The organism is Amycolatopsis sp. CFH S0740 (assembly GCF_004522315.1).
Lineage (GTDB): Bacteria > Actinomycetota > Actinomycetes > Mycobacteriales > Pseudonocardiaceae > Amycolatopsis > Amycolatopsis nivea.
Map to the genome: position 1 here is coordinate 573,534 of NZ_SDLS01000001.1, position 24,139 is coordinate 597,672.

Annotated in this window: 30 protein-coding genes; 15 read left to right on the forward strand and 15 right to left on the reverse strand. The window is 70.1% G+C overall.

Annotated elements, in window-relative coordinates; translation table 11 throughout:
* The first annotated feature begins 71 nt into the window (after nt 1-71).
* From EIZ45_RS47320 to EIZ45_RS02815, 3 genes are read left to right on the forward strand one after another with little or no spacing between them, the layout of a single operon-like run.
* Nucleotides 72-524, forward strand: coding sequence for a solute carrier family 23 protein (locus EIZ45_RS47320; RefSeq protein ID WP_134661373.1), 453 nt, complete (start codon nt 72-74; stop codon nt 522-524).
* On the forward strand, nt 452-1,420 hold the full coding sequence (locus EIZ45_RS02810) for a solute carrier family 23 protein (RefSeq protein WP_167756321.1): 969 nt from the start codon (nt 452-454) through the stop codon (nt 1,418-1,420). The genes EIZ45_RS47320 and EIZ45_RS02810 overlap by 73 nt, the downstream gene beginning before the upstream one ends.
* A gap of 34 nt (nt 1,421-1,454) precedes the next feature.
* Complete coding sequence (locus tag EIZ45_RS02815; protein ID WP_134736018.1) at nt 1,455-2,279, forward strand: SDR family NAD(P)-dependent oxidoreductase; 825 nt, start codon at nt 1,455-1,457, stop codon at nt 2,277-2,279.
* 24 nt (nt 2,280-2,303) lie between these two features.
* Here the strand turns inward: EIZ45_RS02815 and EIZ45_RS02820 are convergent, their stop codons facing one another.
* Entirely contained in the window at nt 2,304-2,828 is a 525-nt protein-coding gene (locus EIZ45_RS02820; protein ID WP_134661370.1) for a GNAT family N-acetyltransferase, read from the reverse strand.
* Between the two features lie 49 nt (nt 2,829-2,877).
* Between EIZ45_RS02820 and EIZ45_RS46695 the strand changes: the two genes are divergently transcribed.
* From EIZ45_RS46695 to EIZ45_RS02835, 3 genes are all read left to right on the forward strand, one after another.
* Entirely contained in the window at nt 2,878-3,447 is a 570-nt protein-coding gene (locus EIZ45_RS46695) for a CGNR zinc finger domain-containing protein (RefSeq protein ID WP_240690508.1), read from the forward strand.
* Nucleotides 3,448-3,570: 123 nt separating this feature from the next.
* On the forward strand, nt 3,571-4,263 hold the full coding sequence (locus EIZ45_RS02830) for a helix-turn-helix transcriptional regulator (RefSeq protein ID WP_134661369.1): 693 nt from the start codon (nt 3,571-3,573) through the stop codon (nt 4,261-4,263).
* Nucleotides 4,264-4,331: 68 nt separating this feature from the next.
* Entirely contained in the window at nt 4,332-5,651 is a 1,320-nt protein-coding gene (locus EIZ45_RS02835; protein ID WP_134661368.1) for an amidase family protein, read from the forward strand.
* Between the two features lie 8 nt (nt 5,652-5,659).
* On the opposite strand, the gene EIZ45_RS02840 is transcribed toward EIZ45_RS02835, so the two are convergent.
* The 5 genes from EIZ45_RS02840 to EIZ45_RS02860 all read right to left on the reverse strand — a co-directional run bounded on the left by EIZ45_RS02840 (nt 5,660) and on the right by EIZ45_RS02860 (nt 8,848).
* The gene (locus EIZ45_RS02840; RefSeq protein ID WP_134736019.1) at nt 5,660-6,295 is read right to left on the reverse strand and encodes a TetR/AcrR family transcriptional regulator; all 636 of its coding nucleotides are present in this window, start codon (nt 6,293-6,295) and stop codon (nt 5,660-5,662) included.
* A gap of 4 nt (nt 6,296-6,299) precedes the next feature.
* Nucleotides 6,300-6,869 carry a D-alanyl-D-alanine carboxypeptidase family protein gene (locus EIZ45_RS02845; RefSeq protein ID WP_134661366.1) on the reverse strand — a complete coding sequence of 190 codons (570 nt, stop codon included), beginning with the start codon at nt 6,867-6,869 and terminating at the stop codon, nt 6,300-6,302.
* A gap of 143 nt (nt 6,870-7,012) precedes the next feature.
* Nucleotides 7,013-7,309: a YrhK family protein gene (locus EIZ45_RS02850; RefSeq protein WP_134661365.1), complete on the reverse strand. Its 297-nt coding sequence runs from the start codon at nt 7,307-7,309 to the stop codon at nt 7,013-7,015.
* 275 nt (nt 7,310-7,584) lie between these two features.
* Entirely contained in the window at nt 7,585-8,385 is an 801-nt protein-coding gene (locus EIZ45_RS02855) for a pentapeptide repeat-containing protein (RefSeq protein ID WP_134661364.1), read from the reverse strand.
* 46 nt (nt 8,386-8,431) lie between these two features.
* A complete protein-coding gene (locus tag EIZ45_RS02860) occupies nt 8,432-8,848 on the reverse strand; it encodes a hypothetical protein (RefSeq protein WP_037806112.1) in 417 nt (138 codons plus the stop codon).
* A gap of 86 nt (nt 8,849-8,934) precedes the next feature.
* On the opposite strand from EIZ45_RS02860, the gene EIZ45_RS02865 reads away from it, so the two are divergent.
* From EIZ45_RS02865 to EIZ45_RS02880, 4 genes are all read left to right on the forward strand, one after another.
* Nucleotides 8,935-10,107: a sensor histidine kinase gene (locus tag EIZ45_RS02865; RefSeq protein ID WP_205669757.1), complete on the forward strand. Its 1,173-nt coding sequence runs from the start codon at nt 8,935-8,937 to the stop codon at nt 10,105-10,107.
* On the forward strand, nt 10,104-10,709 hold the full coding sequence (locus EIZ45_RS02870) for a response regulator transcription factor (RefSeq protein WP_037806115.1): 606 nt from the start codon (nt 10,104-10,106) through the stop codon (nt 10,707-10,709). Before EIZ45_RS02865 ends, EIZ45_RS02870 begins: the two co-directional genes overlap by 4 nt.
* Nucleotides 10,710-10,780: 71 nt before the next feature.
* Nucleotides 10,781-11,359, forward strand: coding sequence for a TetR/AcrR family transcriptional regulator (locus EIZ45_RS02875; protein WP_037806643.1), 579 nt, complete (start codon nt 10,781-10,783; stop codon nt 11,357-11,359).
* 45 nt (nt 11,360-11,404) lie between these two features.
* Nucleotides 11,405-12,283: an alpha/beta fold hydrolase gene (locus tag EIZ45_RS02880; RefSeq protein WP_134661362.1), complete on the forward strand. Its 879-nt coding sequence runs from the start codon at nt 11,405-11,407 to the stop codon at nt 12,281-12,283.
* 9 nt (nt 12,284-12,292) lie between these two features.
* Here the strand turns inward: EIZ45_RS02880 and EIZ45_RS02885 are convergent, their stop codons facing one another.
* From EIZ45_RS02885 to EIZ45_RS45950, 5 genes are all read right to left on the reverse strand, one after another.
* Complete coding sequence (locus EIZ45_RS02885) at nt 12,293-12,781, reverse strand: DinB family protein (RefSeq protein ID WP_134661361.1); 489 nt, start codon at nt 12,779-12,781, stop codon at nt 12,293-12,295.
* Nucleotides 12,782-12,943: 162 nt separating this feature from the next.
* Nucleotides 12,944-14,035, reverse strand: coding sequence for a hypothetical protein (locus EIZ45_RS02890; RefSeq protein WP_240690507.1), 1,092 nt, complete (start codon nt 14,033-14,035; stop codon nt 12,944-12,946).
* A gap of 199 nt (nt 14,036-14,234) precedes the next feature.
* Entirely contained in the window at nt 14,235-14,570 is a 336-nt protein-coding gene (locus EIZ45_RS02895) for a hypothetical protein (RefSeq protein ID WP_037806120.1), read from the reverse strand.
* 145 nt (nt 14,571-14,715) lie between these two features.
* Nucleotides 14,716-15,015, reverse strand: a complete 300-nt coding sequence (locus tag EIZ45_RS02900; protein WP_167756322.1) for a peptidase inhibitor family I36 protein — start codon at nt 15,013-15,015, stop codon at nt 14,716-14,718.
* A complete protein-coding gene (locus tag EIZ45_RS45950; protein ID WP_167756323.1) occupies nt 15,012-15,329 on the reverse strand; it encodes a hypothetical protein in 318 nt (105 codons plus the stop codon). The genes EIZ45_RS02900 and EIZ45_RS45950 overlap by 4 nt, the downstream gene beginning before the upstream one ends.
* A 169-nt stretch (nt 15,330-15,498) precedes the next feature.
* Between EIZ45_RS45950 and EIZ45_RS02905 the strand changes: the two genes are divergently transcribed.
* Nucleotides 15,499-15,999, forward strand: coding sequence for a hypothetical protein (locus tag EIZ45_RS02905; protein ID WP_134661359.1), 501 nt, complete (start codon nt 15,499-15,501; stop codon nt 15,997-15,999).
* 4 nt (nt 16,000-16,003) lie between these two features.
* On the opposite strand, the gene EIZ45_RS02910 is transcribed toward EIZ45_RS02905, so the two are convergent.
* Nucleotides 16,004-16,984 (reverse strand): GNAT family N-acetyltransferase, encoded by a 981-nt coding sequence (locus EIZ45_RS02910; RefSeq protein ID WP_134661358.1) that lies wholly within the window; start codon nt 16,982-16,984, stop codon nt 16,004-16,006.
* A 40-nt stretch (nt 16,985-17,024) separates the two neighbouring features.
* Nucleotides 17,025-17,927, reverse strand: a complete 903-nt coding sequence (locus EIZ45_RS46700) for a LysR family transcriptional regulator (RefSeq protein ID WP_134661357.1) — start codon at nt 17,925-17,927, stop codon at nt 17,025-17,027.
* A 132-nt stretch (nt 17,928-18,059) separates the two neighbouring features.
* Between EIZ45_RS46700 and EIZ45_RS02920 the strand changes: the two genes are divergently transcribed.
* Nucleotides 18,060-18,761: a flavodoxin family protein gene (locus EIZ45_RS02920; RefSeq protein WP_134661356.1), complete on the forward strand. Its 702-nt coding sequence runs from the start codon at nt 18,060-18,062 to the stop codon at nt 18,759-18,761.
* Between the two features lie 45 nt (nt 18,762-18,806).
* On the opposite strand, the gene EIZ45_RS02925 is transcribed toward EIZ45_RS02920, so the two are convergent.
* Nucleotides 18,807-19,928 (reverse strand): NAD(P)/FAD-dependent oxidoreductase, encoded by a 1,122-nt coding sequence (locus EIZ45_RS02925; protein WP_134661355.1) that lies wholly within the window; start codon nt 19,926-19,928, stop codon nt 18,807-18,809.
* Nucleotides 19,929-20,162: 234 nt separating this feature from the next.
* Between EIZ45_RS02925 and EIZ45_RS02930 the strand changes: the two genes are divergently transcribed.
* From EIZ45_RS02930 to EIZ45_RS02940, 3 genes are all read left to right on the forward strand, one after another.
* Nucleotides 20,163-21,350 (forward strand): IS110 family transposase, encoded by a 1,188-nt coding sequence (locus EIZ45_RS02930; protein WP_134736020.1) that lies wholly within the window; start codon nt 20,163-20,165, stop codon nt 21,348-21,350.
* 87 nt (nt 21,351-21,437) lie between these two features.
* Nucleotides 21,438-22,133: a TetR/AcrR family transcriptional regulator gene (locus EIZ45_RS02935; RefSeq protein WP_043838717.1), complete on the forward strand. Its 696-nt coding sequence runs from the start codon at nt 21,438-21,440 to the stop codon at nt 22,131-22,133.
* Nucleotides 22,130-23,293: a tyrosine-type recombinase/integrase gene (locus EIZ45_RS02940; protein WP_134662707.1), complete on the forward strand. Its 1,164-nt coding sequence runs from the start codon at nt 22,130-22,132 to the stop codon at nt 23,291-23,293. The genes EIZ45_RS02935 and EIZ45_RS02940 overlap by 4 nt, the downstream gene beginning before the upstream one ends.
* Here the strand turns inward: EIZ45_RS02940 and EIZ45_RS02945 are convergent, their stop codons facing one another.
* Nucleotides 23,294-24,088, reverse strand: a complete 795-nt coding sequence (locus tag EIZ45_RS02945) for an MBL fold metallo-hydrolase (RefSeq protein ID WP_134662708.1) — start codon at nt 24,086-24,088, stop codon at nt 23,294-23,296.
* Nucleotides 24,089-24,139: the final 51 nt, after the last annotated feature.

The following is a 24,139-nucleotide window of genomic DNA, read 5'->3' on the forward strand; positions in this document are numbered from 1 at the left end:
GCCGCCGCTCGTGCGTGGGGGACGCACGGCGTGATCCACGCCCAGCCCGCCCCGTTCCGAGGGAGACGATCATGGTCGATCGGCCCAGAACCGCCCCGAACACCGCCCCCGCCGACGCCGACGCGGCCGTCGACGAGGTGCCGAGGTTCGGTCGGTTCGCGCTCTACAGCGTCCAGCACCTGCTGACCTTCTACGCGACGGTTCTCGTGCTGCCGGTCATCATCGCGGCCGGCATTCACCTTCCCCAAGCGGAGACGGTGGTGTTCCTCGCCGCCACGGTCCTCGCCGGCGGCATCGCCACGATCGTGCAGACGGTCGGTGTCTGGCGGATCGGGATCAGGAAACCGCTGGTGCTCGGCGGTTCGGCCGTGGTGATCGGCCCGGCAACGCCAACGGCGGCGGCATCGGCGGACTGCTGGCCGTCTTCGGCGCCTCCATCGTCGCCGGGCTCGTGCTCGCCGCCGCCTCGCCGCTGTACGGGGCGCTGCTCCGGGTGTTTCCGCCGGTGGTCACCGGGTCGGTGATCGCGATGGTCGGGCTCTCGTTGCTGCCGATCACGGTGAAGCTGATCGGCGGCGGCGAGCCGGGCACGAAGTCGTTCGGGAGCGCGGCCAATCTTGCGGTCGCCGCGACGACCGTCGTGACCGTTCTCCTCATCTACCGGTTCGGCAAAGGCCTGCTGAAGAGCATCGCCATTCTCGTCGGCCTGGTCGCCGGGGGAGCCGTGGGCGCCGCCGTCGGGGTCGCCGACTTCAGCGGGGTCGCCGACGCGAGCTGGTTCTCGTTCGTGGTGCCGTTCCACTTCGGACTGCCGACGTTCAATCTGAGCGCCGTCCTGGCGATGACCGTCGCCGTCCTGATCGTGGGCGTGGAATGCACGTCCAGCTACTTCGCGGTCGGCGAGATCCTCGGACGGGGCCCCACCGACAAGGAAGTCCGCCGCGGGATCCTCGCCGAAGGCGTCGCCGCCGTGCTGGGCGGGATCGTGGGTTCGGTCCCGCCGACCACGTTCAACGGCAACATCGGCCTGGTGCGGGCCAGCAACGTGAAAAGCCGCTGGGTCGTGGCCGCCGCCGGTGTTCTGATGGTCGTGCTCAGCTGCCTGCCGAAGGTGGCCGCCGTGGCCGCGGCGTTGCCGGCTCCCGCGGTCGGCGCCGCCCTCATGACGCTGTTCGGCATCATCGCCACGGTCGGCATCCAGACCCTGGGAAAGGCCGATCTGCACAACGACCGCAACCTCATCGTCGTCGCGATAAGCCTCGGAGCCGGTTTCGTCCCGACTTCCTACCCGGAGATCTTCAACGCCTTCCCGCAGGGCCTGCAAATGGTGCTGCAAAGCGGAATCGTCGTGACCGCAGTCGTGGCAGTGGCCCTCAACCTGATCTTCAACGGGCTGCAGCGGCACGCTCCCGCCGAATAGGCGAATCCGCCTGCCCAGCAAGGAGAAATGCATCATGCACATCAAGACCACGGCGACCCGGACCCTGCCGGTCCGGCACCCGGAGGTGTTCCCCGTCCACGCGGGCAAACGCTTCATCGTCACCGGCGCGGCCGGCGGCCTGGGCCGAGCGACCGCGGAACTGCTGCTCGCGGAAGGCGCGCGCGTCGCCCTGCTGGACGTCCGAGGCGACGCCGTCTCCGCCGCGGCCCGCGAACTCGGCGGGCATGCGGCGCCGTTCGTCGTCGACCTGGGCTCGCCGGAGAGCATCGCAGACGCGGCAGCCGAAGCCATCTCGCACTTCTCGGGCATCGACGGCCTCGCCAACGTCGCCGGCATCGTCCGCCATTCCGACCCGCTGCAGATTCCGCAAGCAGACTGGGAAAGCCAGCTCGCAGTCAACGTCGTTGGCCCCTACGAACTCTCCAGGCTCGTGGCACAGCACCTGATCGAGGAAAACCGTCCCGGCGCGATCGTGAACGTCGCCTCCGAGGCGGGCAAGGTCGGCCACGCCCAATCGCTCGCCTACAGCGCGAGCAAAGCCGCGCTGATCAACGAAACCAGGATGATGTCGGCAGCGCTGGCCCACGCGGACATCAACGTCAACTGCGTGTGCCCCGGAGGCCTGCCGACCGCGATGCTCCGCCAGGTGGCCGACGCCTATTCCGACCGCATCCACGAACCGGCGGGCGACATCTTCGACGCCATGATCACCGAACAGGCCGGACGGCACCTCGACCTGACCGAGGTCGCCCGCGTCATCTCGTTCCTCCTGTCGGAGAACGCGTTCGCGATCCGCGGCCAGGCGGTGAACGCGGACGGCGGCGGGACTCCGTACTGATCACGACTGGCCCCGGCTGGTCCGTTAACCGGCAGCGTCCGCCGCGCTGGGACGGACGGTTTTGACATAGCGGTGGACCGGGACGCCGACGGCGCCATGCCGGGTCGGGGCTTGGTGAACCATCGGCCCGGCGTCGCGCCAGCCCGCTCGCTCGTAAAGCCGCCGGGCGGTGTCGTTGGCAGGAACGACAGCCAGCCACGCCTCCCAGTGGGTTTCCGCGATCAGGCGCTCGGCGGCCTCGAGCAGAGCGGACCCGACACCCGTACCCCGCGCGGCCCGGTCCACTCCGAGTTGGATCACCTCGCCGTCGCCGACCCCGACGATGACCAGCCCCAGCAGACCCGGCCCGCCGTCGGTGGCGACCAGTGTCGTGCTCAGGTGGTCGGCCGCGAAGGTGGCGAAGTGCTGGGAATCGCGCACCGCCATGAGCTCGTCCGGGACACGGCCGCGGTGCCCGTCGAGCCACGCGGCCTCCCACATTGCGGCGATCCGCGGCAGGTCGGACGGTTCCGCCGCACGCAGGACCGGTGCGGGCGAGGTACGCGTCATGGGACTTCCTTCCGCCGATGGACGTCACTGCCGTAAGATGTTTACGCCAGTGACGCTACTGAACAGGGAGGCAGGCAAGCAAGTGCGCCTGGACGCTTACGCCGACACCGGGCTGCTGGTCGCGATCGACCTCGTCAACCGCCTAGTCCTGCACCCGGAGGACAGCGCCTTGGCCGAGATCCTCGCCGTCGACCCGCCGTCAGCGGCCCAGGTGACGGCCGACGACGCCCCCGGATTCACCGCACTCGCCAACGCGCTGCGGCCGGTACTCGACAACCTGCGCGCCGGTGACGAGGACGCCGCAGCGACCAGGCTCAACAAGCTGCTCTCCGCGTACCCCGCCCACCCGCACCTGGCACTGGAGGAAGGACGCTGGCGCTTACACCATCACCCAGCTGAAACGTCCCTGGTGCCGATGTGGTCGGCGATCTGCGCGGAAGCCCTCGCCCGGTTCCTCGCCGACGGTCACGCTCGCCGAATCGGTGAGTGTGAGGCACCTGGCTGCGGACGGCTGTTCGTCGACACCACCCGCAACCGCATCCGCCGCTTCTGTTCGACTGCCTGCCAGGACCGCGTCAAAACCGCTGCGGCGCGTCGCCGCCGGACTGCTGAGGGCTGAAATTTCTTGGGCCATGTCCGCTGCAGTCTGCTGTCTTCAGGGGTTGCCTCGTAGACTCTCGTCCGAGCAGGGAGCCGACGTAGCTGAAGTCGCGCTCGCTACTTCGCACCGAAGCGAGGCAATATGGCCCAGGAGTACGCACTGACGTGCGAAGCGATCGACATCGTCCTCTCTGACTCGCCGCTGAAGGCAAAACGCCTCCATCTCGGCGACGTTCTGCGCCGCATGCTGCGCGCGGACATCTTCGCCTCCTATGTCTGCGATTCGTCCGGCCCCTACGCCGATCCGGTCCAGCTCGACCTCGGCGACGACGCGCTTCGCGCCTACGACAAGCATTTTCGGCACGTCGACGACCTGACCCCGAAGCTTTTCGCGCGGGGGAGCGCTTCGCGGATCACTCCGGCTTCCGGGGTCTCCACCGAGTTCGTCCAGGACTTCCTGCATCGCGGCGGGATGTACCACGGCATGAACTACTTCACGGCCGGAGCCGGTCCCGGTTCGGTGGACCTGCGGCTGTGGCGGGGACGCGGCGGCCGCGCGTTCACCGAGGACGAGGCGCGGGTTTTCCGGTCATTCGGGGACCTGGTCGCGCGGACCTGGCCGACGGAGGCCCCGTCCGGGCAGAAGCCGTTGTCCCGGCGCGAAGCTCAGGTCGCGGAGCTGGTCGCCGACGGGTACAGCGACAAGCAGATCGCCGCGGCCCTCGGGATCGCGCCGCCGACTTTGCGGACCCACCTGAGCAACGCGTTCGCCAAGACCGGAGCCGCCAACCGCGCGGCTCTGGCGGCGCATCACCTCCGCCATCGTCAGAAATGACGATGGCGGAGACCGCGCGGCATGCCGAGACTCCCGGATAAGCCTCATTCGCTGCAAAGGAGCCCCGGATGCCGCTTTCTCCGGCGGGCGTCACCGCCCATCCCGCTGTCCTCGAGTCGGTCGGACGACCGGAACCGGGGGAGTGGACACAAACCTGTACTGCCGAGGACATCGCGACGCAGTTGCCGCTGGCGGGCGGGCAGCCGTATCCGCTCGCGGTGAAAGCGAACATCGCGGTGCGCGGACTGCGCCGGTCCGCGGGATGCGAGCTGCTGGACCTCGGACCAGAGGAGGCCGACGCCCCGGTCGTCGCGCTGTTGCGCCGCTCCGGCGCGGTGGTCGTGGGCATGGCGAACATGCACGAACTCGCCTTCGGGATCACGTCGCAGAACGCCTCCTACGGCGCGGTGCGCTTGCCGGATCGTCCGGGCTATCTGGCAGGGGGATCCTCGGGCGGCAGCGCCGCGGTCGTCGCGCGCGGCCACGCCGAGGTCGCATTGGGCACGGACACCGGGGGCTCGATCTCGATTCCCGCCAGCCTGTGCGGGGTCGCCGGATTCCGGCCAAGCACCGGACGCTGGCCGACGGCGGGCATCGTCGGCCTGTCGTGGACACGGGACGCCCCCGGGATCTTCGCGCGCTCGGTGCGCCGCCTCGCCGAGATCGACCGGGCGATGCTCGGCGAAACAACGGACCAAGACCTTCCGCGGCCCCGGATCGGGGTGCCCGCCGAGCTGTTCCGCGAACTGCACCCCAGCACGCGAGCGGCGACCGAAGCGGCTTTGGCCGCGCTCGGGGACGTGGTCGAGCTGGTGCCGGTGCACCTCGAGGAGGTCTGGGAGCTGAGCCACGCGGCGGCGATGCCGATCGTCTGCTGGGAAGCCCGCCGGCTGCTCGGAGACGCCGTCGCGCGCGCCCTGGGCATGAACCCGGAGGAGGCGTTCGCCCGGCTGGTCGCGGGAGTGCGCAGTCCGGACGTCCGGCAGATCCTCGAAGCGGAGGCATCGTCCCCGGTGTCGCCCGACGAGTACGCGATCGCCCAGCGACAAACCGAGCAAGCACGAGCGCGCTACGCGGAACTGCTGCACAAGCACGCACTCAACGCGCTCGCATTTCCCACCACGCCCGCACCGGCTCCGCCCGTCGACTGCGACGGGACCGTGGAACATCTGGGCAGCCGCGTCGACGCTTTCGAGCTCTACACCCGGAACACGACGCCAGGTGCGATGCTCGGGGCGCCCATGGTCACCTTCCCCCTGACCACCCCCGCGGACGGTCTTCCGGTCGGGCTGACCGTCCAAGGAGGACGGTTCGACGACCGCCGGACCCTGCACCTCGCCGAACGAATGGCGGAAACGCTGTCGGACACCGTCAACCAGGCCGGTTGACCACCCGGCTACCGCGACTTCTTGGTTGTTCTGCGGAGTTTGCCGCGCAGCGCGCGGAGGGCGATCGGCCCGAGGTCGTCGACCACCTCGATCAGCACGGCCAGCCGGTCGAGCGCGTCCAGAGCCGCCTCGGTCCCGTCCGGGTCGACGCCCTCGTAGAGCTCCAGTCCGACGAACCCGGCGCTCACCGCTCGTGCGAGGCCCGGCGTGTCGATCACCTCGGCCACCGGGGAGTCGGCCAGCAACCTGGTCAGGGCGCTCTCGATCGGGGCGATCCACAGCTGCAGGGCCGTCGCGGTCGCTTCGGCGAGCTTGGGGTCGGCCTGCGCACCGGCGAGCATCTGGGCGAGCACCGTGACGTTGCCCTGGGCACGTTCGTCGGCGTGCAGCGAGCGGCCGAGTGCAAGAAGCTGCCGCAGATCGGTGACCTCGTCTAGGCGTTCGACAAACGGTGCGACCCTGGCCTGCGTCGCGGCGAGGCAGGCGGCCTGCAGCAGGTCGTGGACGGTGCCGAAGTGGTAGAAGACCAGCGCCTGGTTGACCCCGGCGGTCGCCGCGATGCTCCGCGCCGTGGTGCCGTTGAGGCCGTGCGTGCGGATCGTCTCGATCGTGCCGTCGATCAGGCGTTGTCGGGTGTCGGCCACGGCTTCACCGTAGAGGCCCCGACAGTCGGTGACCGACGGCACCCGGGTGCGGCAGCCGCTCCGGACGCCCGGCGGGCCAGTACTCGAAATGCCACCATTCGTTGTCGTACCTCCGATACAGGTGATGGCGCGCGCCATACCGCTCCAGCCAGCGCGAACCCTCGACCGGCCGCACGTCCAGGGCAGTCCCCGCGACGTGTCGGGACTCGTCCGGGGGCAGCGCCCGCAACCGGGCCGCCGTCGGCGACCCGCTCCGACGGACCTCCTCGGCGAACAAGCGCTCCTGCTCCCCGGCGTCCCGATGTCCCGAGGTGAGCCCGATGAGCTCACCGTCTTGCCATAACGCCTGCGTGCGCGCCGCAATGAACGCGGCACGGGTCGCGGGCGTGAGGCCGGTGAGGTCCTCTGCGGGGAAACGCACCGCCAGCGCCCACTGGCAGGCGGTGCGCCGAGCCCGACCCGGCGTGATCACGAATGCCACCGGCAGCAGCGCTATCGCCAGCATCCGGGTGACCGCCTGGTACCAGCGATCGCGGCGAAGTGCCCGGCCGGGATCGAGACGGACGCTCGTCATTGCTACCCCCACTCCGGTCGTGTGCACGACCGCCAACCCGCTTTTGAGCAGTTGCTCAAATCAGAGGATAGACGAGATTTGAGCAACTGCTCAAGCAGGTCTCCGCCCGAGATCGCTGGCCGCGGAGCAGGGGGGCGAGCCGGTCAGAAGTCGGGCGTGGAATCCACGGCCCCGTCGCGGCGGATGCGGCGGAGGTGCACCGCGCGGGTCAGCCGGATCACCGGGCGGATCAGCAGTTCGATGCTGCCGACGAGGAAGAACCAGGCGGCCAGGGTGGCGAGGGACTCGTAGAAGAACAGGATGCTTCCGGCGACGAACCAGAGGGCGATGAGGATGTCGTTGCCGATGCTCAAGGTTTCGTAGCGGCGGCGGATGATCAGTTCGTCGTGCCCGAAAGTGAGCACGAGGTCCGCTGTGTCCGGTCCGTTCGGGTGCGCCATGCCGCTGCATACCCGGGTGCCAGTACGGCTAATCCGTGAGGAACGCGATCTCCGCGAAATCCGTAAGGGTTGAACTGCACTGAACCATTACCGCACGATGGCGGTCATGGAAGAAAACCGTTGCCCCCGCTGTGGCTGGCCCTTGGCCGAGCTGCCCTCGTCCGCTGTCGTTCCCGCGTCGGCGGGCAGCCGGGCCGACTACGTGCGTTGTGTGTGCGGCAGCTGGATCGCGCGGCTCGGCGGGGTCGTCGTGGGGTCTACCCGCCCGCGCTGACTCACCAGTGGTCGGGCCGGGCCAGCCGCGCCGGCAGCTTGGTCTTGGTGTCGCCGCGGGCTGCGTTGACCTGGGACTGGGTAAGGAAAATGCTGTCGGTGAAGTCAGCGCCGCGGACATCGGCGTCGCGCAGGTCCGCACCGATCAGGTCAGCGCGGCGCAGATCAGCGCCTCGGAGGTCGGCCGCGATCAGGTAGGCACCGCGCAGGTTCGTGCTGCGCAGGTCCGCGCCGGACAGCTTCGCGCCGATCAGATCGGCACCTCGCCGGTCCTTCTTGCGCCCGGCTCCGGCACGGACCAGTTCGCTGGTGCGCACCAGCAGCGGGTTCACCTGCGCCCGCCGGGCGTCGACGTCGATGGCCAGCACCGCGTCCGCGTCCCCGGCAGTGATCTGCTCCAGTTCGGTGATCTCCGCGTCCAGGTCCGCGTGGATTTCGCGGGTCGTCGCCAGCGAGCGCGCCTCGGTGAGGTACCAGAGCAGTTCGTGCAGATGCCGCATCACCGGGAGCGCGGCGAACATCCGCTCGCGCGTTTCCGGGGCCTCCCGCCAGCTCCGGCCGCCGAAGGTCACCTGCGACACCTGCTGTCCGGCCCCGAAGCAGTCGTACCCGGTGCAGCCCGCGAAACCCTTGGGGCGCAACCGGTCGTGGATGCCGCAGCGGAAGTCGGACCGCAGGTTCGGGCACGGGTCGCCGGCCCGCTTGTCGATCGCGAAATCGGCGGATTTGATGAAGGTGAGCGCGACGCAGCAGAGGGCGAAACAGCTCGTGCAGTCGGCGGTCAGGGTGCGGCGGTCGGGCAAGGTCTCTCCAGCGAAGGCGGGCGAACCTGTCCAGCGTAGTCGCCGCTCAACTGCCCGCGACGACCACGACGCGTCGGCGGCGCGATCGCATCGCCAGCGCCGCGAGCACGAACACCTGCAGCTCAGGCTTCATACCGGACAGATCAGCGGTGCCCGCGGTGAGGGTGCCGACGGTGTTCCCGGCCTCGTCGAGCTGCACGTGGTCACGACGCCCGGTCCGCCGGAAACGCAGCTCCGCACCGCCGCTCTCGACGCTCCAGGTGCGCGTGCCCGGCCGGTGAGTGCTCGCGAGCACCGACCCGTCGGCCGCCAGCAACTGGTAGCTGCGCAGCCGGCGGCGGATCCGATAGCTGACGCCGTCCAGCCGGAACTGCCCTCCGGACCGGCCCTCGATCACGGTGAGCAGGCGGCCGTCGCTGGTGATTTCGTACTTGGTCAAGCCGGACTTCGCGATCTGCAACATAGCCAAACTCCAGCATCGCCTCGTCCGGACCGCCCGTGCCGTTTGTCATGGGTGATCATCGGCGAGGCGGCCTTACCATGATCGACATGCGCGAACCCGATCCGGACCGGTTCTCGGCCCGCCAGTGGCCGGACTGGAGTTTCTGGACGGACGCGCACAGCGGAGGGCCCGGTCTGCATCGCGGCCGCGTCCGGTCCGTGGTGGTCAACGGCCTGATGATGGGCTTCCTGGCCACCTGGGTGATCGCGATCGCGGACGGGCAGTACGGACAGGTGCGCACCGGGCTCGTCTTCGGCTTCCTCGGCTGCTACGCCATCGCGTACCTGCTGGTGCTGTGGTTCGGCCCGCTCGCGCTGCGGCGGCAGCGGATCGCGATGGTCGCGGCGATGTTCGCGCTCGGCACCGCGCCCGCGCTGATCCTCGGTTCCCCGGCGTATCTGACCGGCCTCACCTACGCCATCGCCACCGGGCTCATGCTGTTGCCGCTGCGGTTTTCCCTGCTCCTCGGCACCGGAGCGGCCGTCGCCCAGATCGCGTGGATGCTGGTCAGCGACGGGCGGGTCGCCTGGGGCCAGGTCCTCACGCTCGTGGCCGTCACCGCGATCCTCGGCATCGTCTACGCGCTGACGTTCACCATCGGCCACCTCCGGCTCGCCCGCGAGCAGATCCGGCGGATGGCGGTGGACCAGGAACGGCAGCGCGTCGCCCGCGACCTGCACGACGTCCTCGGCCACAGCCTCTCCACGATGACCCTGAAACTCGGCCTGACGCGGCGGATCCTGGAGACTTCGGACAACACCGACGCGGCGCTCGCCGAGATCCGGGACCTGGACGACCTCTGCCGGGAAGCCCTCTCCGACGTCCGCGCGACCGTGTCCGACTACCGCACGGTGTCGTTCGCGACCGAAGTCGCCGGCGCCCGGATGGCGTTGCGCGCCGCCGGCGTCCAGGCTGAACTGCCTGCCGCGGCCGACGCTGTGGCTCCTGAACTGCAGGGCGTTTTCGGTTACGTAGTAAGGGAAGCCGTGACCAACGTACTCCGCCATTCCGACGCACAGCGCTGCGTCGTCCGCGTCGGACGGGACTGGCTGGAGGTCGCCGACGACGGCACTGTCCCGGCGGAGGTCGTCCCCGGACACGGACTGACCGGTCTCGCCGAGCGGATGGCCGCGGTGTCCGGCTCCCTCGAACATGGCCGCGGCCCGCACGGCGGCTTCCGGGTGCTGGCCCGCGGCCCGGCGGCCGGAGGCGCGGCGTGATCCGGGTCCTGCTGGCCGACGACCAGGCGCTCGTGCGCGGCGCACTGGCTTCCCTGCTGCGGATGGAATCCGACATCGAGGTGGTCGCCGAGGTCGGCTCCGGCCCCGAGGTCCTGCCCGCCGCGCAGCGGACCGCCCCGGACATCGCGCTCGTCGACGTCCAGATGCCCGGCCGCGACGGCCTCGCCGTGACCGCCGAACTGCGGCACGCGCTGCCGGAGTGCCGCGTGCTGATCTGCACCACCTTCAGCCGCCCCGGTTACCTGTCGCGCGCGATGTCCGCGGGCGCGGCCGGGTTCGTGGTGAAGGATTCGCGCCCGGAACAACTGATCAACGCGATCCGCCGGGTCCACGCCGGACTGCGGTTCGTGGACCCGGCGCTCGCCGCCGAATCGCTGGCCAGCGGCGCGAGCCCGCTCACCGACCGCGAGGCGGACGTCCTGCGCGCCGCGGCGGAAGGCGGAACAGTCGCGGACATGGCGCAGGCGCTGGGCCTGTCGGCGGGGACGGTGCGCAATCACCTGTCGTCGGCCATCGGCAAGACGCAGGCCCGCACGCGCGCGGAGGCGGTCCGGGTCGCTGAGACGAGCGGGTGGCTGTAGCGCTCCGGACGTAGCCAATCCAGGGCCCCCTTTCTTGATCGCACGTTCCAGAAAGGCGTAGAGTGCGGATCATGGTCCGCACCCGAGAGTTCGACACCGAGGCCGCGGTGAGCCGCGCGATGGAACTGTTCTGGTCGCGTGGCTACGAGGCGACCTCGGTCCGCGATCTGACCCAGCACCTGGGCATCGGGCAGGGCTCGCTGTACGCCGCGTTCGGCGACAAGGACGGCCTGTACCGGGCCGCGCTGGAGCACTACCGGGCCACGCTCGCGGCAACCGCCTTGGACAGCCTCAAAAACGGCGCCGACGCCCGCTCGGCGATCCGGGCGCTCCTGGTCGAGCGGATCCGGATCGCCGCGTCCGACGACGGCCGCGGTTGCCTGGCTGTCAATGCTGTCTGCGAGCGCCTGCCGGGGGACACCGCGACCCGGCGCACGGTGCGGGACATGCAGGACGCGAGTCAGGACGCGATCGCCGAAGTGCTGCGCGTCGCGGCGGAGCGCGGCGAGATCACGACCCCGCACGATCCGGCCACGCTGGCCGCCTTTCTGGTCACCTTCCTCAACGGACTGCTGGTCACCGCGAAGATCACCCCGGACGCCCGCGCCCTCGAACCCCTCGTGGAGGTAGCCCTCGTCGCCCTCGGCTGATGTTTTACGTCCTCAATCTGGAACGATCGATCAAGAAAGAGAACGATGCTCGACCACGACAGCACTCCCGTCCGCACCGGCCGCGCCGCGGTCAACGGAACGAGCCTCCACTACCGAACCGCCGGGTCCGGACCCGCGGTCGTGCTGCTGCACGGCGTGCCGAAGACCGGTTACCACTGGCGGCACCTCGTCCCGAAGCTCACGCCGCAGTACACCGTCGTCGTCCCGGATCTGCGCGGCCTCGGCGATTCCGCCCGTCCCGCAGGCGGATACGACTCCGCGACGATGAGCGACGACGTCGCCGAGCTGATGGCCGCCCTCGGCCACGAGACCTACGCCGTGGTCGGCGAGGATTGGGGAGCGGTCATCGGCTACCAGCTCGCCGCCCGGCACCGCGACCGCGTGCCGTCGCTGGTATTCGCCGAGGCGTTGTTCCCCGGGTTCGGCTTCGAGGACCACACCGCGCTCACCGCCGAGAACGTCGCCCGCGGCATGCACCTGTGGCATCTGGGCTTCTACTTCCAGCCGGACGTCCCCGAGATGCTCATCGCCGGCCACGAACGCGAACTGATCACCTACATGATCAAGTTCGAGCGCAGCCGCCCCGACAGCGCCACCCCGGACGCGATCGAGGAGTACGTGCGCTGCTACTCCATGCCCGGCGGCATCCGCGCGATGCTCGCGATCTACCGGGCGATGCTCGTCGACGCCGAGCAGAATCGGCAAGCGGCGCAACGGAAACTGGACATCCCCGTCCTCGCGCTCGGCGGGTCGGCGTTCATCGGCGAACGCGCCGAGTCCCAGATGCGGATCATGGCGGACGACGTCACCGGCCTCGTTTTCGACGCCGGGCACGACCTCGCCGAGGAAGTGCCCGACGAGATGGCCGACGCGCTCCTTCCGTTCCTCGCCGAACACCGGTAGCCGGCGAGGTCAGGGGAGCGGCTGGTCGATCTGCTCGCGCAGGATGTCGCCGTGTCCCGCGTGCCGGGCGAACTCCTGGATCATCGCGAGCAGCGTCCAGCGCATGCTGACGGTGCCCTCGCCGGGAAACTCCTTGGTGTCGTCGAGTTCGAAGCGCGCAGCGATCTCCCTTGACCGCTGGCTGGCGCGTTCGTATTCGGCGATCACGTCGGCCACGGTCTCGTCGTCGGTCACGGTGAAGGTGCCGACGTCGCGCTTCGAGTACCCGTCGCATTCGGACTCGGCGAGCCCGGCCCAGAACCGCTGAAACCAGATCCGTTCCGCCGCGGCGGCGTGCTTGACCACGGAAATCGGCGTCGACAGCGACGCGACGAGCCGTCGCCGCGCGTCGGTTTCGGACAGGCCGCGGAGGGTCTCGACCAGCGCTTCGCGGTTGCGGTCGAGCGTGTTCTCGAGCAGTGCTCGTTCGGTGCCGTTGGTGATGCGTTCGGTGGGCATGGTTCTGCTCCGTTTCTCGGGCATGACTGGGGACGACCTGACGAGGCCGGGGATTGCTGAAGTGCTCGCGGGAGCGCGCCTGCACGGGCCAGGAAAGGCACCGCGGGCGATGATTGTCAGCCGGTCAACCCCGGCGACGGGAGGTATTCAACCACAACCCGGTCAGGCGCCGCCGTCCTCCGACTGCTCGGTCTCTTCCGCCTGTTCCGCCTTCTCGGCCTCGCGGAGCCGCTGCAATTCGTCGATTTCCGCCTGTTGCGCACTCACGCGAGCACGCAGTTCCCCCAGTTCAGCGTGCAGCGGTGCCAGCGTTTCGGCGTAGATCTTGGTCGCCTGGCTCAACTGCGCAGCCGACTCCGCGACCCGCTGATCAGCCGCCAACTGCACGCCGCGCACCCGCTCGTCCGCCTCCGCCGCCTGCTCGCGCAACCGCTGCTCTTGCTCCCGCGTCCGGCTCTCGTGCTCGGCGGTCAGCGATGCCCGCAGTTCCTGCTGCGCCTCCGCGGCCGTGCGGCGCGCCTGTTCGAGATCCTCGACCGCCGTCGCACGCAACGCGGAGATCTCGCGCTGCAACACCGTGACCCGGTCATGCGCGGCCGCCGCCTGCTCGAGCGCTCGCTGCCGGTTGTTCTCGGCTTCGTCGCGGACCGCCAGCGCCGCTTCCTGCGCTTTCCTTGCCGTGGCGGCGTTGGCGAGCGCAGCGTCGCGCTCCTCCCGGTCCACTTCGGACTGTTTCCTGGCCGCCGCCTCGGCCGCTCGCGCTTCCTCCGCCGCCGCTACCGCGTGTGCGCGCTCGGCGCTAGCCACCCGGGCCTGCTCCAACGCCTCGTCGCGGGCGGCTTCGGCCTCTTCCCGCGCTTTGAGAGCGGCCGCGGTCTGGTCGGTGACGTGCGTGCGCAGCGCCGACAGTTCCGCGTGCAGCGGGTCCAATGCCGACAGCGCCGACCCGAGCTGCTCATCGAGCGCCCGGGTGTCGAGCTGGGTCATCGGCTGGTCGGGGCCGTAGACGGTCACCCAGATCTCGCGCTGCTCGTCGAGCATCGCGCACGTGACGACCTTCGCGCCCCACCGGCCGTACCGCTCCGGATCGGCCGGGCAGTAGGGCGTCGGCCGCCCGCCTTGCCGGGGGATGGGCGGCAGCGGCTGACCGCAGTACGCACAGCCCGCCTCGTCCCCGGCGGCCAGCGCCCGCACGGTCGCCTCCCGGCGTTCCTCCCGGCTTCCGCGCCGGATCGGCGGCCCCACCGTCTCCATCAGTGCCCCTTTCCGCAGGTGGGAACCACTCTACAGTTAGAGTTTTAATACTTAAACACTAGGTATCAGTTAGTGAAGCAGAACCTATCGACGAAGGCGGGCGCGTTGAACTATATGGATAACTGAGATTATTGATATAGTTGAAGCGCAGAGCGGGTGCCCCGCTTGTTCGAGCTTGGCGGGGCACCCGAAAAAGTGGTCAGTGGCACTGGGTGGCGACGCCGCCGGTCACTCCGCCCTTGAGGTAGTAGGCGGCCACGTAGCCCTGTTTGTAGGTGTTGCCGAGCTGGCGGACCCAGATGTCGTTGCCTTCGATGTTCTCGCCGTGGATCCAGCAGTAGGCGTCGTAGCCGTTGTTAGCGGTGACGTAGTCGACCTGCTGGCTGTGGGTCGTCGGCAGCTGGCGGACTCGCGCGTCGTGCCACGGCGTGACGCGGTAGGGGGCCAGCGCGGGTGCGGCGAGCGCTGGGCTGATCGTCGCGCCGGCGGCCGCGAGGGTCAGTGCGGCCACGGTCAGCGTCTTCGAGATCCTCATCTTGTTCCTCCCTGGTGATGGCGTTCCCCGGTCGCCACGGTGGTGGCCGATCGAGAACAGCACCGGTGCCGGGAGCGCGGCCAGAAGACCGGGTGTCCTGCCGTGTCCTGTTCTGCACCGGACACGCGGACCTGCGGTTTTCCGGTCAGCTGTGCCGGTAGGACCGGACGGAGGTCGAGCGTTCGGTGCCGCCCAGGTGGTTGAGCACGGTGTGCGAGCCGGTGCAGTCCGGGGCGGGAAAGCCGAGCTGGCGTTCTTTGCTGCTGTTCATCTCCGAGCGGGCCTCGAACGGCAGGGCGGCGCAGTGGTTTTCGCTGGCCCAGACCGGATCGAGCGTGATCTTCTGCCCGCCGAACTCCGGTTCGCTCCAAAAGCAGACGAACCCGGGCGCGCACTCGCCGACGGTCGCGGACGGACGGTTGAGCACCCAGAATGTCACTGTCACGGCCGGCAACAGCACCGCGGCGGCCAGCGGCGCCCCGGCCCGGCCGGTTCCTTCGCCGCCGGACCGGACGCGCACAGCCGCTTGCGAACCGCGTCGAGTTCGTCGAACAGGTCCTCGCGGCCGCATCCGTGCAGGTAACAGCGCAGCTGACCGGCGGTCGGCACTTGGCCGTTCTCGAGGTAGGACACGCGCTGCCTGGTCAGCGCCTCCGAGCCGATCGCGGAACGCCGGGAGAGCGCGTGCTGGGTCATCGGGCCGCGCAGTTCGCGCAGGCGTTCGCCGAAGGTTTTCGCGTCCGGACTGCGCTCCGCCATGCTTCGCCCCTCGCCAAGCCGTCCGGACCGCGGATCAGCGTAGCGAGCGAAACGCCCAGGTCCCGGCGGCGAACGCGGTGATCCACCGTTCCGGGGACTCCGGACCGGTGGACGCGCAGCCACCGTGCCAGGATCAGCCGCCACCACGTCGGAGGTATGGGGGACGCTGATGACCGAGAGCGAGCTGCCGGGGTTTTCCTTCTCTCTGCGACCCGCTACGCGTGCGCCCGGCAGCGTCGCGCCAATGCTGAACGGCGATCTCGACTACGATGCACTGGTCATCGAGGCGTGCCAGGTGCTCGCGACGACGGATTGCGCGTTCACCGTCCGCGGCTTCGGCGGAAGCTGGCCGGTGGACGTCGCCTACGACCTGTCGACGCTGGTCGAACAGCTTCCCGGCCTGCTGCGAGACCTGCGCGCCCGCCATGACGGCGAGATCGACTTCTACGGCCAGGGCATCGAGCGGACCCTGCACTTCCGGCCGCTCGCCGGGCAAGTGCAGGTCACCTGCATGTCCAGGACTTCCTGGACTCCGGATCCCGCTGTCGAAGTCATCGACGGCACCCGTCTGGAAGAGATGATCCTCCGGCTGATGTCCGCGTTCAGCACTTCGCTGGAGACCGCGCGCTCCCCGCTGGCCGACGCGCCGCCGTTCCCTTCCTGGCGGTGAACCCTCACAACTCCCGGCTCACCACGCTGCCCGTCCGCACGGTCGCGAATCCCAGCCGGTGGTTCACCGCGATCATGTGCGTATTCGCCGCACCCGTACCCGTCCAGATTTGCGCCACGCCGGGGCGATCCGTCGTGAACCACCGCAGCATCTCCGACTTCATCGCCAACCCCAGTCCGTGCCCGCGGTGCGCGGCGAGCACCGCAGTGTCGCCCTGATGCAACCGCTCCGGCAGCAGCGGCCGCGCCTCCAACTCCGTCAAGCCGACCACCTCGCCCCCGGAAGAAACCGCCACCACCGTCCGATGCTCGATGCCCCGTTCGCGATACGAGCCTTCGATCCGCCGCACCCGGTCCACCGACCAATCCGGCGCGCCGAACTCGGACTCGCCCAACGGTGCATCGCCGATCGCCGCGCGAGCCTTCGCATACGCGGAGACCAGTGACTCCGGCGGAGCGCCGACCCACCGCATCAGCCGGTATCCGGCAGGCACCGCGATGTCCCACCGCCTGCGGTCGACTTCGCTCAGTTCCATGATCTGCAGGACAGCCGTGTGCACGATCCGGAATCCGAGCCCCTGGGCCCAGCTTTCGCCAGGACCGCTGGGGGTCAGGTTCCAGCCCTCCGCCCGCGTCCGGCCGCGCGCCCGCAGCATCGGCTCCAAGGCGTGGAAGAACTCTGTCCCGATGCCCTGGCGCCGCACGTCCGGGTGGACGTGGAGCCGCACGAGAGCGAGCTGTTCGTTCCCGTCGGCGGGCAGCGTCACGATCGCCCTGGCGACGAGCCGGTCGTCCCGGTGGGCGGTCCACACCAGCTGCTCGCCCGCCTGGATCTGCGGCGCGCGCACTCCGGAGATCGTCTCCCGCCGCGTCATCGGCGGACGTTCCGGGGAATCCAGCCGGCAGGCGGAAAACTGCAGCTCGTGCAGTGCGTCCCAGTCCGCGTCGCTTGCCCGGTCCGCGTCGAAAAGCCGTACGTCCAGCACTGTCGCCCCCCCCTGATCGAAATCAGCCCCTCCTGGCAACCTACCTATGTCCCTGCGCCGGCACGGAAGCGCGCAGCAGCAGGTCCCGCAGCGCGAGCGCGACCTCCGACGGCTTCTCGGGCAGGAGGACGACCTGGTCGGCCGTGGTCGACGGGCCGGTCAGCGGGATGATCCGCAGGCCCGGCGGCTGGTGGTCCAGCGCCGATTCGACGGTGATCCCGATGCCCGTCCCGGCCGCGACGTGGGCGGCGATCGCCTGCACGCTGTCGGCGGTCCGGATGATCCGCAGATCCGCCCCGCTGATGCGGAACGCGGACAGCAGCCGGTCGCAGAGCCCGCTGTTGATCTGGTGCGGCCAGGTCAGCAACGCGGTCGAGGACAGTTCGGCCGCGCTCAGTTCCTTGTGCCCGGAAAGGGAATGCGCGGCGGGCACCAGTGCGACGAACCGTTCGGCGGACAGCACCCGCGCCCGCACGCCGTTGATCCCGCCGGTCGCCCAGCCGATGCCGAGTCCGACGGTTTCCGCGCGCAACGCGGCGAGTTGCGCGGTGGTCGGCATCGGCTCGGGCACGATCGTGACGTCCGGGAACTGCTCGCGCAGCCGCGGCAGGCAGCGCAGCAGCACCTGGTGGGCGGTGTATTCGGCGTGGGCGACGACGAGCGTGGTGCGTTTCCGGTCGCCGCCGGCGAGGGAGCGGCCGCGTTGCTGGAAGCGGCGCAGCTGGGCGAGGGTGGCGTGCGCGTCGGGCAGGAGGGCTTCGCCGAGGTCGGTCAGCGAGACGCGGCGGCTGGTGCGGTGGAACAGCTTGCCGCCCAAGGTTTTCTCGAGGCGGCGGACGGCGTCGCTGACCGTCGGCTGCCCGCGGTGCAGGCGCTCGGCGGCGCGGCCGAAATGCAGTTCCTCCGCGACCGTGACGAACGCTTCCAGCTCGATCCTGTCCACCGGACCAGGCTAGCCCGATCGATCGGTGTCACCGATCGCTGGGTGCTGGAGAACGGCGTTGATGACGTCCGCGGATCGGGATGAGATGGGGAGCAAGCAGGGGATTTCCCCACGACCGGAAGAAGTTTTCGCATGACAGCCACTGCCGTTGACGGCATCCCCGAGGCCACGGTGACCGTGGTCTGCCATTCGGTGCACGGGCACACCCGCCTGCTGGCCGAGCATCTCGCCGAAGGGGCGCGGCAGGTGCCGGGCGTGCGGGTGCACGTCGTCGATCTGCGCGCCGAGGACGTCTCCGCGGGCCGCTGGCACGACAGCGAGGTGATGGCGCTGCTGGACCGTTCCGACGCGATCGTGATGGGCTGCCCGACGCTGATGGGCAGCGTGTCCGCGGTGTTCAAGGCGTTCATGGAGGCCGCGTTCACGCCGTTCACGACGCAGGCGTGGAAGGACAAACTCGCCGGCGGGTTCACCATGTCCGCGTCGCAGAGCGGGGACAAGCTGACCGTGCTGCAGCAGCTGTCGGTGTTCGCCGCGCAGCTGGGCATGCAGTGGATCGGCGTGGGCGACATGCCGGGCAACAACTGGAGCGGCGGGTCCCGCGACGACGTCAACCGGCTCGGCTCGTGGCTGGGGCTGATGAGCCAGAGCCACGCCGACCTCGGCCCGGAGGACGCCGGATCGCACGGCGACCGCGTTACCGCGCAGCGCTACGGCGAGCGGATCGCCCGGCTGACGCAACGGTGGGTCAACGGCGTGCCGTACGAAACCGGCCGGATGACCGAGCACGAGGCCCGCGCGCTGTCCGCTTCGCTGCGGGAGGCGGTCGTCTGACCGCGGCGGGGGTGCGGTCCGTGACCTGACCGCACCCCCGGAGTCCTACGTCCCGGCGACGAATTCGGCGAGCAGGCCGTGCGGTGCGTCGGGGCCGAACATCTGCCGTTGCAGGTGCGCGCCCTCGGCTGCGGTTTCCGCGCCGCGCGGGAACATCGCCTGCTCGTACTCGGCGAGCGCGGTCTCCACGTCGTCCGGATGCGCGGCGAGGGCGAGCCCGAGTTCGGCGCCGTCGAGCATGGCCAGGTTCGCGCCTTCCCCGTTGGGCGGGGCGAGGTGTGCGGCGTCGCCGATCAGGGTCACGCCCGGCACCCGCTTCCATTCGTGCCCGATCGGCAGCCCGTAGTGCGGCCGGAGGACCGGCGGGGTGTCGCTTTCGGTGATGAGCGTGGTCAGCGCCGTCGACCAGCCCTCGTACTCCGCCGCGATCCGGGCGGCTGCGGCGGCCGGGTCGGCGAAATCGATGCTGTCGAACCATTCCAGCGGCCGGGTCAGCCCGATGTAGGCGTGCAGGATTCCGTCGCGCTCGCGGTGTGCCGTGATGCCCTGGTCCGGCGAGAGCGCCAGCAGCATCCCGCCGCCGACCGCCTCGGCCGTGGCGGGGAACCGCCGATCGGAGTCGTAGACGAAGGTCTCGACCGCCGACGCGCCGGTGTACTCCGGCTTCGCCGAAGACAGCAGCGGCCGGACCTTCGACCAGGCACCGTCCGCGCCGACCAACAGGTCCGTGGTAATCGTGCTTCCGTCGGCGAAGGCGACCTCGTAGCCCTGAGCCAAGGCGCGGACGCCGCTGACCTTGTGTCCCCAGTGGACAGTGCCCTCCGGCAGCGAGTCGATCAGCAGCTGCCGCAACTCGCCGCGGTGGACCTCGGGGCGGCCGCCGGTGCCGTCGTCTGGTTGTTTGAACAGCACTGTCCCGTCCCGGGACAACAGCCGCAGCTCTTGTCTCCCTTCCAAAATCAGGTGGCGGAATTCCGAAGTCAGCCCGGCGGCTTCGACGGCGAGCTGACCGTTGTAGTCGTGGATGTCGAGCAAGCCGCCCTGGGCACGCGACGTCGGGGAGGGCTCGGCCTCGTAGACGGCGGCCGGGATTCCGTGGACGTGCAGGACGCGGGCGAGCGTGAGGCCGCCGAGCCCGGCGCCGACGATCGTGACGGATGTGTTCATGACAGGGCCCTACCTTTCTGTTTGGGTCTGAATCGGCATTCGTAGGCTCGGTGGACCCAGGGGCTGCGGGCATGGCTGCATGACGGGAGCCGTCGGATGGCTCAAGGAGCTTGGCCACCCGCAGCCCCCGCGACGACTCGACCGCTCATTGAGAACCGCGAACGATCGCTGTGTAGGGCAACGTCGGCGAGGTCGTCTGTGGGACCAGTGACGATCGAGCGTGCGGAGGTGGCGATGCCCGAACTGTGGGCCGGAGTGGACGTGGGCAAGGAACATCACCACTGCGTGGTGATCAACGCCCGTGGTGAGCGGTTGCTGTCGCGTCGGGTGCTCAACGACGAGACCGCGCTGCTGGAGCTGATCGCCGACGTGCTCGCGATCTCGACGGACGCGCTGTGGGCGGTCGACCTCAACCACGGCGGTGCCGCGCTGCTGATCGGGCTGTTGATCAACCACGACCAGCCGATGACCTATCTGACCGGACTGGCCGTGCACCGCGCCTCCGGTTCCTACCGCGGAGAGGGCAAGACCGACGCGAAGGACGCGTTCGTCATCGCCGACCAGGCCCGCATGCGCACCGACCTCGGACAGCTGCGCCCCGGCGACGAGATCGCCGTCGATGTGCGCACGCTGACCACACGACGAGCCGACGTGGTGGCCGACCGGACCCGGCAGATCAACCGGCTGCACGCCCAGCTGCTGGAGATCTTCCCCGCTCTGGAACGCGCGCTCGAGCTGACCAACCAGGGCCCGGTCGTGCTGCTCACCGGATTCCAGACTCCGGACGCGATCCGCCGGGCGGGCGCGAAACGGATCGAAGCGTGGCTGGTCAAACGCAAGGTCCGCAACGCGGCCGCCCTGGCCCAGGCAGCGGTCGACGCGGCCGGTGCCCAGCACACCAGCCTGCCCGGCGAGAAACTGGCAGCCACGATGGTCGCGCGCCTGGCGAAGGGGGTGATGGCCCTCGACGAGGAGATCCGCGAGCTCGACACCCTTATCGAGGCCCGGTTTCGCCAGCACCGCCACGCCGAGGTGATCCTCAGCCTGCCCGGCCTGGGGATCCAGCTCGGCGCGGACATCATCGCCGCCACCGGCGGTGACCTGACCGCGTTCGGCAGCGCCGACCGCCTCGCCGGGTTCGCCGGCCTCGCACCGGCACCACGCGACTCCGGCCGAGTCAGCGGCAACCTCCGCCGACCACGACGGTTCAACCGCACCCTGCTGCGCGCGTTCTACTTGTCCGCGCTGGCCAGCCTGCGAGGTTGCCCTGCCTCTCACGCCTACTACTGGCGAAAACGGCACGAGGGGAAAAACCACAAACAGGCGCTGCTCTCCCTCGCCCGTCGCCGGGTCAACGTCCTGTGGGCCATGATCCGGGACGGAGCCCGCTACCAAGCCACACCCGTCACCGCGGCGGCTTGACAACATCATTGAGAAGCTCCTTCTGCCGAGGGTTCTGGTACGCCATTCCATATTGGAACGACGTACCAGATGTGTCAAGATGGGCGCATGGCTACGGGGACGCGCCGGGCACAGCGGCGCACGGAGGCACTCTCTCGGGAGCGCATCGTCGAGGCGGCGGTGGAACTGCTGGACGCGGCGGGCGAGAGCGGCCTGACGTTCCGGGTGCTCACCGAGCGGCTCGCGACCGGGCCCGGGGCGATCTACTGGCACGTGGCGAACAAGGGCGAGCTGCTCGTCGCCGCGACCGACGCGGTGGTGGCCGACGCGCTGGCGGCGGAGCCGGCCGGATCGCCGCGGGAGGAAGTGCACGCCGTCGCGCTCGGCCTGTTCTCCGCGATCGACGCGCATCCGTGGCTGGCCGCGCAGCTGCTGCTGCAGCTGTCCCGCAGCCCGGGCGGGCCGGTGACGCCGCGGATCCTCGAAAGCCTCGGCCGCCGGGTCCGCGCGCTGGGCGTGCCCGAGGAGCACTGGTTCACCGCGACGTCGGTGCTGATGCACTACGTCCTGGGCGCGGCCGGGCAGAACGCGGCGAACAGCCAGGTCGCCGAGCCGGACGCGGACCGGGCCGAATTCCTTGCCGCCACGGCGGAAGCGTGGGAGCAGCTCGACCCGCGGGAGTACGAGACGACCCGGCTGATGGCGAGCCAGATGCGCGAGCACGACGACCGCGAGCAGTTCCTCGCCGGGATCGATCTCGTGCTCGCCGGGGTCGCCGCGCGGTATCCGGGCGGGCGCGCATGACCCTCGCGCTCACTGATGCCGGGGGAGCGGGCAAGGACGCGCGGGAGCGGTTCGGGGAGTTCCTGCGCGTGTACGCGTCGCTCAACACCCGCGTCGCGTACGCGACCGATCTCGGCATCCCGCTCGACTGGGTGCCCGGCTATCAGCCGCCCGATCCGGGACGCCGCCGCGGCCGAGCGCGGCGGGCCGATCCGGACGCGCTCGCGTGGCTGCCTTGGTGCCTGCGCAACGGGTTCACGTCGTTTGCCGACGTCCGGGTGGAGCACGTCGAGCAGTGGCTGGACGAGCTGGCGCGGGCCGGGTACCGCGACGCGACGCGCGGCCGGATGCTGTCGGCGGTGTCCGCGTTCTACCGCAAGTACCTGCTGCGCGAAGGCTTGGCCGGGCACAATCCCGCCGCGCTCGTGGACCGGCGGGCGCAGCATCTCAACCGGCCCTCCGGCGTCCCGTCGCAGACCGCGCGCTGGTCGTTCGACGCGTGCCGGGCGTTGCTGCTCGCGGCGTGGCTGCTGGCCGGCCACAGCCGGAACGGCCTGCGCGACCGGGCGATGGTGGAGATCCTGGTCGGCACCGGCGTGCGCGCGGAGGAACTCGTCGGCGTCGATCTGGGCGACTACCGGCGGCCGACCGCGGGCGGCTTCGGCGTGCTTCGCGTGCACGGCAAGGGATCCAAGGACCGCGAGGTCGCGCTGGCCGCGCCGGTGGCCGACGCGCTCGACGCCTATCTGGCCGACCGGGCCGCGCCGCAGGTCCCGGCGCTGCGCGGGCAGGTCGGCGCGAAGCGGGCGGAGCCGTTGTTCGTCACCAGCACCGGCGCGCGCGTGCACGTGTCGCACGTGACGGCGTTGCTGCGCCGGTTGTGTGCGACGTTCTGCCAGCCACCCAAGACCGCGCGGCTGCAGGAGGTGCTCAACACCGCCGAGGCCCGGTTCGTCGCGACGCACCTGCAGCCGTTGTGCGACACCATCCATCCGCATTCGGCGCGCCATTCCTACGCGACGCACGCGATCGAGCGAGGGGTCCCGCCGCGGCAGGTGCAGCGCGACCTCGGACACGCCGCGTTGTCGACCACCGAGGGCTATCTTCACGACGAGAACGCCATCCGGGATTCGGCCGCGCACGAACTGGCTCCGGCGCTGCATCGCGGCTGGTTCGGCTGATCAGCCGAACCTGGCGGCCTGTCCCCGGTGGAGGTCGCTGACCCATTCCCAGCCGGGTTTGGCCGACGGGCCGATCCTGGGATCGTCGGGCTCGCGGCCGTCGCGCAGGGCCTGCACGTACGCGCGATCCAGCTCGATGCGCGCGCGGACCTGACCGGCTGCGACGGATCCGTGACCGGGGACGACGATTTCGACTTCGTCCGCCACGGCTTCCAGCAGTTGCAGCCCGGTCAGGTAGTCCTCGATCGGGTCGGCGGTGCGATCGAACATCGGGACGAGCACGTCGGAAAGCATGTCTCCCGCGACGAGAACCCCGCGTTCCTCGATCAGCAGCGCCGCGTGGCCGGGGGCGTGCGCGGGATGTTCGATGATCCGGGCGCGCGGACCGTCCCAGGGGAGGTACGCGGTTCCGGCGGGCAGGCCGGTGACGCGGCCGAACAGGTCCATCGGCACGTCGTCGGCGATCTCCGGCGGCAATCCTTCGGCGACAAGGGTTTTCCAGTCCGGCTTTGCCAGCAGGTCCCGCAGGGAGGCGGCGCACCGGGCGGTGCCGTAGCGGGGGACGTCGCCGAACTCGGCGTGCCAGAGCACGTGGTCCCAGTCCGGATGCGTCGCGAAGCCCGCTGCGACCGGCTGGCCGAGTTCGCGGAGATCCTGGGCGAGGCAGGCCAGTTCCTCGTGGGTGAGCCCGGGGTCGACGAGCAGCACGCCATCGCGGCCCTGCACGACGACCGCGTTGTTCTCGAGCACCTCGCTCTGATGTACCAGCACGCCTTCCGCTGCCTGGCTCAGCATGGCGCCCCCTTCGCTCGTGGAGCGCGACAGTAGCCCGAAGTGATAGCAAAG

Bases quoted from the DNA above. Each gene is read 5' to 3' on its own strand.
- EIZ45_RS02945 (WP_134662708.1), bottom strand. From the start codon at position 24,088: ATGCTGAGCCAGGCAGCGGAAGGCGTGCTGGTACATCAGAGCGAGGTG.
- EIZ45_RS02820 (WP_134661370.1), bottom strand. From the start codon at position 2,828: ATGACGCGTACCTCGCCCGCACCGGTCCTGCGTGCGGCGGAACCGTCC.
- EIZ45_RS02920 (WP_134661356.1), top strand. From the start codon at position 18,060: ATGACAGCCACTGCCGTTGACGGCATCCCCGAGGCCACGGTGACCGTG.
- EIZ45_RS02925 (WP_134661355.1), bottom strand. From the start codon at position 19,928: ATGAACACATCCGTCACGATCGTCGGCGCCGGGCTCGGCGGCCTCACG.
- EIZ45_RS02940 (WP_134662707.1), top strand. From the start codon at position 22,130: ATGACCCTCGCGCTCACTGATGCCGGGGGAGCGGGCAAGGACGCGCGG.
- EIZ45_RS02895 (WP_037806120.1), bottom strand. From the start codon at position 14,570: ATGAGGATCTCGAAGACGCTGACCGTGGCCGCACTGACCCTCGCGGCC.
- EIZ45_RS02835 (WP_134661368.1), top strand. From the start codon at position 4,332: ATGCCGCTTTCTCCGGCGGGCGTCACCGCCCATCCCGCTGTCCTCGAG.
- EIZ45_RS02845 (WP_134661366.1), bottom strand. From the start codon at position 6,869: ATGACGAGCGTCCGTCTCGATCCCGGCCGGGCACTTCGCCGCGATCGC.
- EIZ45_RS02930 (WP_134736020.1), top strand. From the start codon at position 20,163: ATGCCCGAACTGTGGGCCGGAGTGGACGTGGGCAAGGAACATCACCAC.
- EIZ45_RS02875 (WP_037806643.1), top strand. From the start codon at position 10,781: ATGGTCCGCACCCGAGAGTTCGACACCGAGGCCGCGGTGAGCCGCGCG.
- EIZ45_RS02905 (WP_134661359.1), top strand. From the start codon at position 15,499: ATGACCGAGAGCGAGCTGCCGGGGTTTTCCTTCTCTCTGCGACCCGCT.
- EIZ45_RS45950 (WP_167756323.1), bottom strand. From the start codon at position 15,329: ATGGCGGAGCGCAGTCCGGACGCGAAAACCTTCGGCGAACGCCTGCGC.
- EIZ45_RS02830 (WP_134661369.1), top strand. From the start codon at position 3,571: ATGGCCCAGGAGTACGCACTGACGTGCGAAGCGATCGACATCGTCCTC.
- EIZ45_RS02865 (WP_205669757.1), top strand. From the start codon at position 8,935: ATGCGCGAACCCGATCCGGACCGGTTCTCGGCCCGCCAGTGGCCGGAC.
- EIZ45_RS02860 (WP_037806112.1), bottom strand. From the start codon at position 8,848: ATGTTGCAGATCGCGAAGTCCGGCTTGACCAAGTACGAAATCACCAGC.
- EIZ45_RS02850 (WP_134661365.1), bottom strand. From the start codon at position 7,309: ATGGCGCACCCGAACGGACCGGACACAGCGGACCTCGTGCTCACTTTC.
- EIZ45_RS47320 (WP_134661373.1), top strand. From the start codon at position 72: ATGGTCGATCGGCCCAGAACCGCCCCGAACACCGCCCCCGCCGACGCC.
- EIZ45_RS02885 (WP_134661361.1), bottom strand. From the start codon at position 12,781: ATGCCCACCGAACGCATCACCAACGGCACCGAACGAGCACTGCTCGAG.
- EIZ45_RS02935 (WP_043838717.1), top strand. From the start codon at position 21,438: ATGGCTACGGGGACGCGCCGGGCACAGCGGCGCACGGAGGCACTCTCT.
- EIZ45_RS02880 (WP_134661362.1), top strand. From the start codon at position 11,405: ATGCTCGACCACGACAGCACTCCCGTCCGCACCGGCCGCGCCGCGGTC.
- EIZ45_RS02815 (WP_134736018.1), top strand. From the start codon at position 1,455: ATGCACATCAAGACCACGGCGACCCGGACCCTGCCGGTCCGGCACCCG.
- EIZ45_RS02890 (WP_240690507.1), bottom strand. From the start codon at position 14,035: ATGGAGACGGTGGGGCCGCCGATCCGGCGCGGAAGCCGGGAGGAACGC.